The sequence below is a fragment of the Paraburkholderia sp. BCC1885 genome (assembly GCF_900996235.1).
Taxonomy (GTDB): Bacteria; Pseudomonadota; Gammaproteobacteria; order Burkholderiales; family Burkholderiaceae; genus Paraburkholderia.
The window spans coordinates 1-12,760 of sequence record NZ_CAAJGM010000223.1; the positions used below are offsets into that span (position 1 = coordinate 1).

Consider the following 12,760-nt stretch of genomic DNA (forward strand, 5'->3'; position numbering starts at 1 on the left):
TCTGTCGGACAAGACCCCGGATGAAGCTTATTTCGCGATGCTGCCCGCGATTACATTGGCAGCGTGACCGCCCAGCGTTCCACTTAAAAATCGAAAAAACTGTCCGAACGAACGGGGCCACCTCTGTGCACCTGCTGCCCGGAAGCGGGTCCGCCATACATTCTTAGTATGCCTAATCTAATGCGCCTCGCATGGCCGATACGGTCCGTGCGCGGAGGCGCGTGTTCGCCTATAACCAACGGGACAGTCGATGCGCAGGACAAACAAAAATAACCCCGCCGCGAAGCTTGGCACTGGATTTCGTTTTCGCCGGAAGATGTTATCGGCCACCGTGTTGGCAATCACATGCAACGGCGCGGCATGGGCGCAGAGCGCTGCGGCGCCGGCCCAGGCGAGCGATGCCGCGGCGCCGTCTCCCGTCGCAGGACAATCCGCACCGAAGCCGACACGCACGGGCGCGACGGTACAGCAGGACACCGTGGTTGTGACCGGCACGCGCACCGGCACGAAAGCCAGTCAGAGTCTGACGCCGGTCGATGTGATCAGTGGCGCGCAATTGCAGGCCACCGGGCAGAGCAACCTGCGCGACGCGCTCGTCAAGCTGTCGCCGTCGATCACGCGGGAAACCTATGCCGGCGATACGGCGCAACTGACCGATGCGCTCTCGCTGCATGGCCTGACGCCGGACCATGTGCTGGTGCTGGTGAATGGCAAGCGCCGCCACACGACGGCGAATATCGCGCTCGATGGCGGCCTGAACCAGGGCTCGACCGGCGTCGACATCGACATGATCCCGGTTGGGCTCATCGATCACATCGAAATCCTGCGTGACGGTGCCTCCGCGCAGTATGGCTCGGATGCGATTGCCGGCGTGATCAACATTATCCTGAAGACGAACTCGCATGGCGGGACGCTGCAGACGACCAACGGCCAGACCTACGCGGGCGATGGCTTTAAGAACGGCGAATCCGCTAATCTCGGCCTGAATCTGGGCGATCGCGGTTTTCTCGATCTTGCCGCGGAATATGAGCGGCAGAATCACACGGTCCGCACCGCGCCTGATGACTACTTCGGCAGCTTCCAGCAAGGGCACGGCTACTACAATCCCATCGAGGGCGATCCGGCCAGCACGCGCGAGTCCGTTGGCTTCAACGCAGGTTATTACCTCGGCGACGATGTGGAACTGTACGGCTTCGGCACCTACGCGCACCGCGACGCACAGGCCTATCAGAACTACCGGCCGCCTACCGTGTTGCCTGAAGTGTATCCAAACGGCTTCGTGCCGAACGAGACGGTCAGCGAGAACGACTATTCGATAACCTCGGGCATCAAAGGCCAGAATCTGTTCGGCTGGTCGTGGGATCTAAGCACGACCTATGGCGGCGACCATGAAGCCGTTGGAATAGATGATTCAGCCAATACCGGACTGTACGCGGCGCAGGGTTATACGCCGACCAGCTTTCATCTTGCGACGGTCAGCAATACGCAACTGACCAATAACCTCGACCTGTCGCGTGCATTCCATGTGCCGCTGCTGCCCGCGCCGGTGAATGTATCGGTTGGCGTCGAACAACGGCGCGAGACTTACACGGTGGCGCAAGGCGATGAGGCTTCCTATCTGGACGGCGGCTCCCAGGCACTCCCTGGTCTCGCGCCGGTCAGCGCGAGCGACAACTCGCGCAATGTAATCGGCACGTATATCGATCTGTCGACGCATCTGGCGCCGAAATGGACGGTCGATCTGGCCGGCCGCTTCGAGCATTACAGCGACGTCGGCGACACCACCAACGGCAAGATTTCCACGCGCTACGACTTCACGCCGCAAGTCGCGGTACGTGGCAGCGTCAGTACCGGCTTTCGGGCTCCGTCGCTTGCTGAGGAGTACTACAGCAATGTCAACGAATCGCCGGCGTCGGTGACCGGTCTGCTTGCGGCCAATTCGGCGGCGGCACGGCTAATCGGCGCCCAGCCGCTGAAACCGGAGGAGTCGACCAACTACAACCTCGGTCTTGTGCTTACGCCCACCAAGGACCTGCATGTGACGATCGACGCCTATCAGATCGACATTCGCAACCGTATCGTCGAAGGCGGCACGGCGTCCGGCGCGGCCGCGATCGCGGCCATGGAGGCGGCGGGTTTATCGGTGCCGGGCTCGATTCCGGCCTCGGCGGTGTCCGCGAGTTACTTCACCAACGGCGCCAGCACGCGCACCCGTGGGATCGATCTGTCCGGTACCTATCACACGGGTTTTGGCGCATATGGTCAGGTGGACTGGGATCTGGGCGTCAACCTGAACACCACCTCGGTCACGCGGGTGGCGACGGGTGCGAACGGCCAGCCCGAACTCAACTCGCAGCAGATCGGCTGGCTAAGCACGGCGACGCCGAAGAACAAGATCATCATCGGCGGCACGTGGCATCTCGACAAGTGGGGCGTGAGTCTTCACGAAACGCGCTTTGGTGCGACCTCCAGTGAAGAAACCTACATCGTCGGCCCGAACGCGTTTTCCACCACGCAGTTCATCCACTTCGAGAATGCAGCACGCTACGTCACAGACCTGGAAGTTCGTTACGGCGTGACGAAGCGCTTCCAGATCGCGGTGGGAGCCAATAACCTGTTCGACGTTTATCCGAGCAAGCTGCCCTATGCGGCGCAACTGGAAGGCGCGCAGTACGACAGCTTTGCATCGACGATCGGTGAGGATGGCGGCTTCTACTATCTGCGAGCGCGCTATACGTTCTGACGAATTCGTCATATGCATAGAAAAATTTGCTCGAACGATGTCGGTCTTCGATAGCGATAATGGAACAAGAAGATGTCGCCCGGCAGATTTCCCGAAACTTTTTCCTGCGTACCTGCCGGTGCGTGGGGTGGTATCGATATGTCCTACTCACTTTCGATTCTCGACAAAAGTCCGATTGCCGACGGCACCAGCGCGCACGATGCATTGCGCTTCACAGTGCGGCTCGCGCAGCGTGCCGAAGCGCTGGGCTACAGGCGCTACTGGATTGCGGAGCATCATGGGGCCGCGGGCCTTGCCAGTTCCGCGCCTGAGATTGTCGTGTCGCATCTGCTGGCGCACACGTCGCGCATTCGTGTGGGCTCCGGCGGCGTGATGTTGCAGCATTACAGCCCGTTCAAGGTGGCCGAGTCGTTCAGGGTGCTGGCATCGTTGGCGCCGGGCCGGGTGGATCTCGGCATCGGCAAGGCACCGGGCGGATTGCCGCTGACGACGCGCGCCTTGCAGTGGTTTCACGACAAGACGAAAAAGCCTGATTTTGCCGGCCAGTTCGCTGAACTCGACGCATTTCTGAAGGCGGGCGTCGCTGAAGATCATCCGTTGGCGGGGGCCGTGGCGTTGCCGGCGCCACCGGAAGCACCGCAAGGCATTCTGCTGGGCGCGAGCCCTGGGAGTGCGGCGCTGGCGGCCAAATACGGCTGGCAGTTCTGTTATGCCGGCCACTTCAATGGCGATAACGACAGCATCGAGCGTTCCATTGACGTCTATCGCAACGCAACGGGCCGCACACCATTGCTGGCGCTCTACGCGTTTGCCGCGGAATCGAAGGCCGAAGCGCAACGTCACGTAGGACCACTACGCATTTTCAAGCTGCAACTGGCGACGGGACAAAGCGTCAATCTGCCAAGCCCCGAGGCCGCAGCGGAATTCGCCCGGCAAACCGGCGTCGCCGATTATCGGCTCGACGAACTCCATCCGCACGTTATCACCGGCACGGCCGACGACGTGCGCCAGGAACTGGATGCATTGCACGAACGCTTCGGCATCGAAGAGTTCGTAATCGATACCCCCGTAGCGGATTACGCGCTGCGCCTCGCTTCGGTCGAGGCGTTGGCGGGCGCAGAACAGGCCGCGCGCGTTTGATCGGTACGCGGCCTCTCTCACTTATTGTTCTCTCATAGTGCTTTAAGGGATCACACACCATGACCCAGCGAAACCTCAATTTCGGCATCATGCTGCACGGCGCAGGCGGCCATATGAACTCGTGGAAGCATCCTTCGGGCCCCGCCGATGCAAGCGTCAACCTCGATTTCATTACGGGTATTGCCCAGAAGGCGGAAGCCAACGGCATCGCGTTCGCATTCGTGGCCGACGGCCTGTATATCAACGAGAAGTCGATTCCGCATTTTCTGAACCGTTTCGAACCGATCTCGGTTCTCTCTGCACTCGCCACCGCGACATCGAAGATCGGGCTGGCCGGCACGCTTTCGACTTCGTATAGCCATCCGTTTACGGTTGCGCGGCAATTCGCATCGCTCGACCTCATTAGTGGCGGACGTGCGGGGTGGAACGTCGTGACATCGCCGCTCGAAGGCTCGGCGAAGAACTATGGCGGCGAGCATCCGGATCACGAACTGCGCTACGAAATTGCCGACGAATATCTGGAAGTGGTGCAGGGACTGTGGGACAGCTGGGACGACGACGCATTTGTGCGGGACCGCGCGAGCGGACGCTTCTTCGACCGCGAAAAGCTGCATACGCTCGACCACAAGGGCCGCTTCTTCGAAGTGGCCGGGCCGATCAACATTCAGCGCTCTGCGCAAGGGCAGCCGGTGATCTTCCAGGCCGGCTCCTCCGATTCCGGCATCGCGCTAGCTGGGAAGTATGCGGACGCGGTATTTACGCATTCGCCTTCGCTCGAAGAAACCCGCGCGTTCTCGGAGCGTGTGCGGCAGAGTGCGATCGACCATGGACGCGCGGCAAGCGACGTGAAGATTTTCCCGGGCATCGGCCCCATCGTTGCCGCAACGCAAGCGGAGGCGGAAGAAAAATACCGCGTGATCCGCGATCTGATCACTATCGAAGACGCGCTTGCCTATCTGGGCCGATTCTTCGAACACCACGATTTCACGCAATATCCGCTCGACGCGCCGTTCCCCGAACTCGGCGAGCTGGGCAAGAACAGTTTCCGCTCGACCACCGACCGCATCAAGGCCGAGGCGCAGAAGAACGGCTCGACGCTACGCGAGGTCGCGCTGGAAGTGACCACCCCAAAGCCGCAATTCATCGGCACAGGCGAACAGATCGCGGACGAACTGATCCGCTGGTTCGACGCTGGTGCGGCCGATGGCTTCATCCTCGGCTTTCCCGTGCAGGCCGAAGGCTTCGACGATTTTGTCCGCCACGTGATTCCGGCGCTCGAGGCACGTGGACGCTATAGCCGCACGCTGGCCGGTTCGACGCTACGCGATCATCTCGGACTGCCGCGAAGGGAAAGCCGTTACGCGGCGGCGGAAACGGCATGACCGGCAGCCTGATTTGCAGGAGCGCAGCGAAATGAGCGACACCACCCAGCAGTTTGTCGGTAGCGGCCACGCGGGCAACAAGGGCCATACCGGCCATGCGGGCCGCGCGGATGACGACACCGCAGGTCCGGAATACGCGCACTACCGGATCGTTCCGGCAAAGCATCACGCACGCACGGCAGGAACCGTGCTGGCCATCGTGCTGATCGGGATCGTGGCGAATTCCGTGCTGGGAAACCCGCGCTGGGGTTGGAACGTGTTCGCGCAGTGGTTTTTCGCCGGGCCGGTACTGGAAGGACTGGGGCGAACGCTGGTGCTTACCGGGCTCGGCGCGCTGTTCGGCTTTGCGCTGGCTACGCCGCTGGCGCTTGCGCGCGTCTCGAAGTCGCCATTGCTGGCCGGCTGCGCCTGGGCGTTTATCTGGCTGTTCCGCTCGATTCCGCCCATCGTGCTGCTGCTTCTGCTGAATAACCTTGGGTACCTGTACGAGACAATCTGGATCGGGGTGCCGTTCACCCATATCGCACTCCTGAATGAATCGACCACCGATCTGATCAGCCCATTCTTCGCGGCGGTGCTTGGACTGACGCTGAATCACGCGGCGTTTTCGGCCGAGGCGATTCGTGGCGGGATTTTGTCCGTCGATCATGGGCAACGGGAGGCCGGTGCTGCGCTGGGTTTGCCGGGCGCCCGTCAGGTGCGTCGCATCGTGTTACCGCAGGCCATGCGCGCCATCTTGCCAACCGCGTTCAACGACGTGATCGGACTCGCGAAGGGTACCTCGGTGGTCTATATCCTCGCGATGCCGGATCTCTTCTACACCGTGCAGATCATTTATCACCGCAATCTGGAGGTCATTCCGTTGCTGATGGTCGCCACCGTCTGGTATCTGATCATTCTCACGGTCCTGTCGGCTATCCAGGTTCATATCGAACGGTACTACGCACGCGGGGCGACGCGCGAACAGGTGAGGGCGTCGGCATTGGGCGCGCTGTTCAGGCGGTGGCGTAGTGCGCGCGATGCACGGCGCGAGGACGCAAGCTGGACGGCGGACGCCGTGGCGACTGAAACCCATGCGACGGGGTGGGCGCAGCGGCGCGTCGGCGGCAAGGTCGGCATTCACAACGTATCGAAGAGTTTCGGTGCGCTGAAGGTTCTCGACAACATCTCGCTGGCATTTCCATCGGGCAGCGTCACCGTGATACTTGGGCAATCGGGCTCGGGCAAGTCGACGCTGCTGCGAACGATCAATCATCTCGAACGCGTCGACGACGGCTTTATCGACATCGACGGCGAACTGGTCGGATATCGCCGCGATGGCCGCACGCTCTATGAACTGAAAGAGAAAGACATCTTGCAGCGGCGCCGCGCCGATGTCGGAATGGTGTTCCAGAACTTTAACCTGTTTCCGCACCTGAGCGTGCTGGACAACGTGATCGAAGCGCCGCTTGCAGCCGGTGTGCCGCGAGCACAGGCTCATGCCGAAGCGCGCACGTTGCTCGCGCGCGTGGGGCTTGCCGATAAGGCCGACGCCTGGCCGCGCCAGTTGTCCGGCGGCCAGCAGCAGCGCGTGGCGATTGCCCGAGCGCTGGCGTTAAAGCCCAAGGTCTTGCTGTTCGACGAACCCACCTCGGCGCTCGACCCCGAACTCGTCAACGAAGTGCTCGACGTGATCCGCCAGCTGGCGCGGTCGGGCACCACCCTGATTATCGTGACGCACGAGATTGGTTTCGCGCGCGAAGTCGCCGATACGATCGTGTTCATGGACGGCGGCCGCATCATCGAATCCGGTCCGCCTGCAAACGTGCTGGGCAATCCGGCTCAGACGCGGACGCGTGAATTTCTGTCGAAGGTATTGTGACCGTATGCGCAGTAATAAAAACAACGGCATGGAATGGTTCGGTCATTCGCGGCGCAGAATTTTGCGCGCATTGGGGGTGTCGGCCGCCCTGCCTATGGCGTGGCCTTTTAATGTTGCCCAAGCCGCAGCGCAGGTCTATGACTTCGGCCCCGAGCAAAAAGGACGTGTTCGTGCGCCGAAGGATCCCGATGCTGAGCGTCTGATCTCGGCCTACCGCTTTGTCACCCCCGGTGTGCTAACAGTGGCGATTGCGCCATTCTCGCCGCCGATTGCCACCTATGCGACCGACGCGCGCAGCATCGTAGGCGCCGACCCCGACTACGCCCAGCTAATTGCCGACGCCCTCGGCCTGCGCCTGCTGCTGGTGCCGGTCGCGTGGGCGGACTGGCCGCTGGGGCTGGCTTCTGGCCGGTACGACGCGGTGATCTCGAACGTCGGCGTCACCGAGAAGCGCAAGCAGAAGTTCGACTTCACGACTTACCGGCTCGGCGTGCACGGCTTCTATGTGCGAACCGACAGCACGATCAGATCGATCCGCGAACCGCAGGATATTGCAGGACTACGAATCATCACGCGATCCGGGACCATCCAGGAACACATCGTCCTCGAATGGAACCGGCGCAATGCGTCGCATGGGCTCAAGGAAGCCGCCTTGCAGTATTACGACGACGGCGCATCGGAGCGTCTTGCACTGCTGTCGGGCCGCGCGGATGTCATCCTCAATCCCGACCCGACGCTTTCGTTTGAAGCCGCGACGCAAGGGCAGATCCGCCAGGTGGGCACCGTCAATGCGGGCTGGCCGGACAAGGCAGACGTTGCCATCGCGACGCGCAAGGGCAGCGGTCTCGCACCGGCGCTGACAGCGGCGACCAATGGCTTGATCCGCGGCGGTCAATATCGCGCCGCGCTCGCGCGCTGGGGCTTGCAGAACGAAGCGGTCGATCGTTCGGAGACCAATCCGCCGGGTTTCCCGGATGCCTGACGCAAGCGACGCGTTTCACGAGAACAACCAGAGAGGGTCAAGCATGAGCGCCATCCGCATCGATCATCTTGCGTTCCTGACGCCGGGCAATTACGCGGACAATGCGCCGCTCGCCGGTTTCGAGCGGACGCTTGAATTGTTTGGCGTCGGCGAGGCGCTCGGTTACGACAGCGCCTGGGTGCGTCAGCGTCATCTGGAGCGCGCGGTGTCTTCGTCGGCCACCTTCCTCGCGGCTGCAAGCCAGCGTACAACGCGCATCGGTCTCGGCGCGGCGGTGATCCAGATGGGTTACGAGAATCCGTTTCGTCTCGCGGAGGATCTTGCCACTGTCGACGTGTTGTCGCACGGACGTCTGAATATCGGCTTGAGCGCGGGCGCGCCGGCGCATGGCATCCTGCTCGGCGACCGTCTATTCGACGCGAACCCGGAGTTGATCGATTTCTCGCACGCCCGCGTCGAACGTCTGCGGCGCAATCTTGCGGGAGAATGGCTCGGTGATGAAGACACTTTTATCGAATCGGCGGCGGGCCGCGTGCGTCCACGTGTGACGCCATATGCCGCCGGTCTGACCGATCGGCTCTGGTATGGCGGCGGCTCGCGACGCTCCATAGAATGGGCCGGCCGCAATGGCTTCAATCTGCTGATCGGCAATATCACCTCGGGCGAGGGGGCGGAAGATTACCGCGAAGCACAACTCGGCCAGCTCGATCTGTTTCGCTCGCAGTGGAGCGAGCCGCGCGCGCCGCGAATTGCACTAGGCCGCGTGATCGTGCCGACAGACGGCGCCGATGCGCGGACGCGGCAGCGCTATCGCGAGTTCGCCGAAGCACGTCATGCGCGCACGCTGACGCCGCACGGCGGGCGGCGCACGCTGTTCGTGCCCGATCTGGTGGGTACGTGCGACGAGATTGCCGGCCGCCTGCTGGCCGATCCGGTTGTCGAACAGGTCCGCGAACTGCGCCTCGAACTGCCGTATGATTTGCCGTTTGAGAATTATCGGCAGATTCTCGAAGACTTCGTGACTCGCATTGCACCCGAACTGGGCTGGCGGCCCGAGGCCGCACGCGAACCCGTCGCGGCCTAGCTGCGCGCGAAGTATGTATATACCGTGCCGACTCGAATGACTGATCCTATGACACAAGCCCTATCCGTATCTTTCGCACCACCAGGTATTCAAACGGCGCCTGACGATTACTTCGTCTATGTCTTGCCGAACGATCCGTTGGCTCGTCCTCTTCTCGAAGAGCTCGCCTACGAATACAGCAGCCGCTATGCGGGTCTGGTCGACCCGGAGGAAATCGACCGGGAAATGCAGCGCTATCCTGCCGAAGCATTCCAGCCGCCGCATGGCGCCTTCGTTCTGCTGTTGCGCAACGGCGAGGCCATTGCAGGAGGCGCGTTCATGCGCCATGAGGACCCAGGCACCACCGAGTTCAAGCGCATCTGGGCGAGCCGCCAGCATCGGCGTCAGGGTCTTGCGCGCAAGGTTCTCGCTGAACTGGAAGCCCATGCCGTGCGGCTTGGCTATACGCGCGTGTTTCTCGGCACCGGTCCCCGTCAGCCTGAGGCTGTCGCGCTATACCAGACCAATGGCTACACCTTGCTGTCTTCGCATGATTTCGGTGAGGACGAGCCGCCAGGCGTTTTGTTCGAAAAGTATCTGGTCACGCAGAACGGCCCGCATGCGGCCACGCCGGGCACTATCGCCTAGATCGGCTGCCGTTTCGGGCTTAGCGTCAGGTCATATATGAATCTGTTGATTTATTCGTAGTGCGCGGCTACGGTAGGAATGAAAATTTCCCGAAGCCCGCTTACTACAAACCACAATGACGAACCCCTCTCTCCGGCATGCAGTACGCGCGCTACGCCGCGCATTTCGCACCGCATTTTTTTGCGCTGCATCGTTTAGCCTGTTTGCAGCTACTTTGACAATTGCCACACCGGCAAGCGCCGCAGGCGACAAAACGCTGGTGTTCTGCACCGAAGGCAGCCCGGCCGGTTTCGACCCGGGCCAGCACACCACCAGCACGGATTTCGACGCCAGCAGCAACGCCATTTACAACGAGCTGGTGCAATTTCGCCGCGGCACGCTGGACCTCGAGCCCGCGCTCGCGACGAGCTGGGACGTCTCTGCGGATCAACGAACCTATACGTTCCATTTGCGGCACGGCGTCAAGTTTGGAGCAACGGCATGGTTCAAACCTACGCGCGATTTCAACGCGGACGACGTGCTGTTCACCTTCAACCGCATGCTCAACGCCGATGAGCCGTTCCGCAAGGCTTATCCGACGAGTTTTCCGTATTTCAGCGATCTCGGCTTCGACAGGAATCTCGAACGGATCGACAAGGTGGACGACTATACGGTCCGCTTCGAGCTGAAGCAGCCGGACGTGATCTTCGTGCGCAATCTGGCGATGGCCTTCGCCTCGGTGCTATCGGCTGAATACGCGGCGCAACTGAGCGCCGCGCATCGCGAGGCCGACATCAACCAGTTGCCGGTCGGCACTGGCCCGTTCGTGTTCCGCTCGTATCAGAAGGACGCGCTGATCCGCTACGACGCCAACCCTGACTATTGGCGTCCCGAAGACGTCAAACTCGCCCATCTGATCTTTGCGATTACGCCTGACCCCGGTGTGCGTATCCAGAAACTGGCGAGCGGCGAGTGCCAGGTGTCGGCGTTCCCGCGTCCCGCGGATCTGGATATCGTCAGGCGCAATCCCGAGCTGACGCTGATTTCCGGCGTGGGCTTCAATGTGGGGTTCGTGGCGTATAACACCCAGCACACGCCGCTTGAGCGCGTCGAAGTTCGCCGCGCGCTCGACATGGCGATCGACAAACCGGCCATCATCAAAGCGGTATTCGCCGGTAACGCGACTGTCGCAACCAATCCGATGCCGCCGTCGCAGTGGTCCTACGACAAGCAACTCAAGGATGCGCCGTTTGATCCCGCGAAGGCCAAGGCCTTGCTCGCGCAAGCGGGCTTTCCGAATGGCTTCGACATTTCCCTGTGGGCCATGCCGGTGCAGCGCCCCTACAATCCGAATGCGCAGTTGATGGCGCAACTGATTCAGCAGGATTGGGCGAACATCGGCGTGCGCGCCAAGATCGTCAGCTACGAATGGGGCGAATATAACCGTCGCGCCAAACAGGACGGCGAACACGATGCCATCCTCTACGGCTGGTCGGGCGACAACGGCGACCCTGACAACTGGCTTGGCACCTTGCTAGGCTGCGATGCGGTGCATGGCAGTAACGTATCGAAGTGGTGCAATGCGGACTTCAATGCGCTGATCGTGAAGGCGCGATCGAGTCCCGACGTCGCCGTGCGCACGGCGCTGTACGAACAGGCCCAGGTCATTTTCAAGCAACAGGTGCCTTACACGCCGATCGCGCATTCCATCGTGTCGCTGCCGGCATCGAAACGCGTGAAGGGGCTGCTGTTTTCGCCGCTAGGCAGTCACCGCTTCGATGGTGTCTGGCTGGAGTGAATGCGCCTAAGCTGAGCGGTTTATCCACGTTTCGAGCTTTGCTTAGCTTGAATCGTCATTTAGACGAACAACGGCACGGCACCTAAAATCGCGGGTCCGCTGAAATGGCGGACCGCGGAAGCCGGGACGATCCGTGTGAGGAAGATCGAGATGAGCTTCGCTGAGAGCAGACATGATTCAGTTTGACGATTTGAAAGACAGCGAATGGGCTCTGATTGAAGGGCTATTCTGCAATGAGGCGGTGGCGCCCGACCGCTCGGGGCGGCGGCGCGTCGAACCGCGCGCAGTGGTCAACGCGGTGCTCTGGGCGCTGTCGACGGGGCATAGCTGGTCGAGGGTGCCGGGATGGTATCCGTCACGCCCGACCTGCCGCCGCCGCTTCGAAGAATGGCAAGCCGACGGCACGCTCGCCGAAATCATCCGCCGGCTGAACGCCGCAGGCCGCGAGGTTCTGTTGCGCGGGCCGGTCGCCGACGCGTTCAATCATGCTGCGGCGGCGAGTCTGAATCCGGATCACGAACCGCTGAACCGCCTGTCGTGGACGAATCCGCAGATGTGGCGCTCGCCTGCCTGAGACACCGGGGTCCGTTATGATGCGTGTCACCACCATCGTAATTCGATCCAGGGAGCCTCAAGGTGAAAAGACAGATCCCCCTTTTTCTCGCCGCACTGCTTCTGATTGGCAACACGCGGGTTTACGCCGCGACGTCTGACACGAATACGTCACAGCCTTCGCAGCAGGAGGCGCTCTCAGCGGCGGCGAAGCTCGGCCAGCTTTACGACAGCAACTACGCGGCCAAAAACGCCGACGCCATGGCGCAGTTGTACGCCGAAGACGGCACGCTGGTGTCGCCCGGCGGCAAACTCATTACGGGCCGCGCGGCGCTCAAGCAATATTACGAGCAGCGCTTTGGTTCGGGCGCGAAGGAACATCACATTCACGTCATCGATGCGAGCGCGCAAGGCAACGGCGGCTTCAGCATCGCAGACTTTTCGGTGCAGGTTCCGAACGGCGACGGCACGTACAGAAAGGAAAGCGGCCACATCATGGCGGTTTTCGTGAAAGAGAGCGACGGCTGGCATTTCCGTGCCGTGGAGCCGAGCGTGCCACCGAAGGAATAGCGCGCCGGCAGCACTGCGACCCGCCTATGGGCGGGGCTTCGC

General features: G+C 61.7%; 10 protein-coding genes. All 10 read left to right on the forward strand.

Going from position 1 to position 12,760, the window contains the following annotated elements; genetic code table 11:
- Nucleotides 1-316 precede the first annotated feature (316 nt).
- Nucleotides 317-2,743, forward strand: a complete 2,427-nt coding sequence (locus FQ755_RS26715) for a TonB-dependent receptor plug domain-containing protein (protein WP_144158021.1) — start codon at nucleotides 317-319, stop codon at nucleotides 2,741-2,743.
- A gap of 138 nt (nucleotides 2,744-2,881) precedes the next feature.
- Nucleotides 2,882-3,883, forward strand: a complete 1,002-nt coding sequence (locus FQ755_RS26720) for an LLM class flavin-dependent oxidoreductase (protein ID WP_144158022.1) — start codon at nucleotides 2,882-2,884, stop codon at nucleotides 3,881-3,883.
- A 59-nt stretch (nucleotides 3,884-3,942) separates the two neighbouring features.
- Nucleotides 3,943-5,265: an LLM class flavin-dependent oxidoreductase gene (locus FQ755_RS26725; RefSeq protein WP_144158023.1), complete on the forward strand. Its 1,323-nt coding sequence runs from the start codon at nucleotides 3,943-3,945 to the stop codon at nucleotides 5,263-5,265.
- A gap of 31 nt (nucleotides 5,266-5,296) precedes the next feature.
- Nucleotides 5,297-7,126 carry an amino acid ABC transporter permease/ATP-binding protein gene (locus FQ755_RS38570; protein ID WP_144158024.1) on the forward strand — a complete coding sequence of 610 codons (1,830 nt, stop codon included), beginning with the start codon at nucleotides 5,297-5,299 and terminating at the stop codon, nucleotides 7,124-7,126.
- Nucleotides 7,127-7,130: 4 nt separating this feature from the next.
- Complete coding sequence (locus FQ755_RS26735) at nucleotides 7,131-8,108, forward strand: ABC transporter substrate-binding protein (RefSeq protein ID WP_409937703.1); 978 nt, start codon at nucleotides 7,131-7,133, stop codon at nucleotides 8,106-8,108.
- A 43-nt stretch (nucleotides 8,109-8,151) separates the two neighbouring features.
- Nucleotides 8,152-9,192 (forward strand): LLM class flavin-dependent oxidoreductase, encoded by a 1,041-nt coding sequence (locus tag FQ755_RS26740; RefSeq protein ID WP_144158025.1) that lies wholly within the window; start codon nucleotides 8,152-8,154, stop codon nucleotides 9,190-9,192.
- Nucleotides 9,193-9,240: 48 nt separating this feature from the next.
- Nucleotides 9,241-9,819: a GNAT family N-acetyltransferase gene (locus FQ755_RS26745; protein WP_144158026.1), complete on the forward strand. Its 579-nt coding sequence runs from the start codon at nucleotides 9,241-9,243 to the stop codon at nucleotides 9,817-9,819.
- A 115-nt stretch (nucleotides 9,820-9,934) separates the two neighbouring features.
- On the forward strand, nucleotides 9,935-11,596 hold the full coding sequence (locus FQ755_RS26750; protein WP_144158027.1) for an ABC transporter substrate-binding protein: 1,662 nt from the start codon (nucleotides 9,935-9,937) through the stop codon (nucleotides 11,594-11,596).
- 172 nt (nucleotides 11,597-11,768) lie between these two features.
- The gene (locus tag FQ755_RS26755; RefSeq protein ID WP_144158028.1) at nucleotides 11,769-12,170 is read left to right on the forward strand and encodes a transposase; all 402 of its coding nucleotides are present in this window, start codon (nucleotides 11,769-11,771) and stop codon (nucleotides 12,168-12,170) included.
- Between the two features lie 62 nt (nucleotides 12,171-12,232).
- Nucleotides 12,233-12,718, forward strand: coding sequence for a DUF4440 domain-containing protein (locus tag FQ755_RS26760; protein WP_144158029.1), 486 nt, complete (start codon nucleotides 12,233-12,235; stop codon nucleotides 12,716-12,718).
- Nucleotides 12,719-12,760 lie beyond the last annotated feature (42 nt).

Coding starts and splice junctions, on each gene's coding strand:
- FQ755_RS26725 (WP_144158023.1), top strand. CDS start 3,943: ATGACCCAGCGAAACCTCAATTTCGGCATCATGCTGCACGGCGCAGGC.
- FQ755_RS26755 (WP_144158028.1), top strand. CDS start 11,769: ATGATTCAGTTTGACGATTTGAAAGACAGCGAATGGGCTCTGATTGAA.
- FQ755_RS26715 (WP_144158021.1), top strand. CDS start 317: ATGTTATCGGCCACCGTGTTGGCAATCACATGCAACGGCGCGGCATGG.
- FQ755_RS26750 (WP_144158027.1), top strand. CDS start 9,935: ATGACGAACCCCTCTCTCCGGCATGCAGTACGCGCGCTACGCCGCGCA.
- FQ755_RS26735 (WP_409937703.1), top strand. CDS start 7,131: ATGCGCAGTAATAAAAACAACGGCATGGAATGGTTCGGTCATTCGCGG.
- FQ755_RS26720 (WP_144158022.1), top strand. CDS start 2,882: ATGTCCTACTCACTTTCGATTCTCGACAAAAGTCCGATTGCCGACGGC.
- FQ755_RS38570 (WP_144158024.1), top strand. CDS start 5,297: ATGAGCGACACCACCCAGCAGTTTGTCGGTAGCGGCCACGCGGGCAAC.
- FQ755_RS26740 (WP_144158025.1), top strand. CDS start 8,152: ATGAGCGCCATCCGCATCGATCATCTTGCGTTCCTGACGCCGGGCAAT.
- FQ755_RS26745 (WP_144158026.1), top strand. CDS start 9,241: ATGACACAAGCCCTATCCGTATCTTTCGCACCACCAGGTATTCAAACG.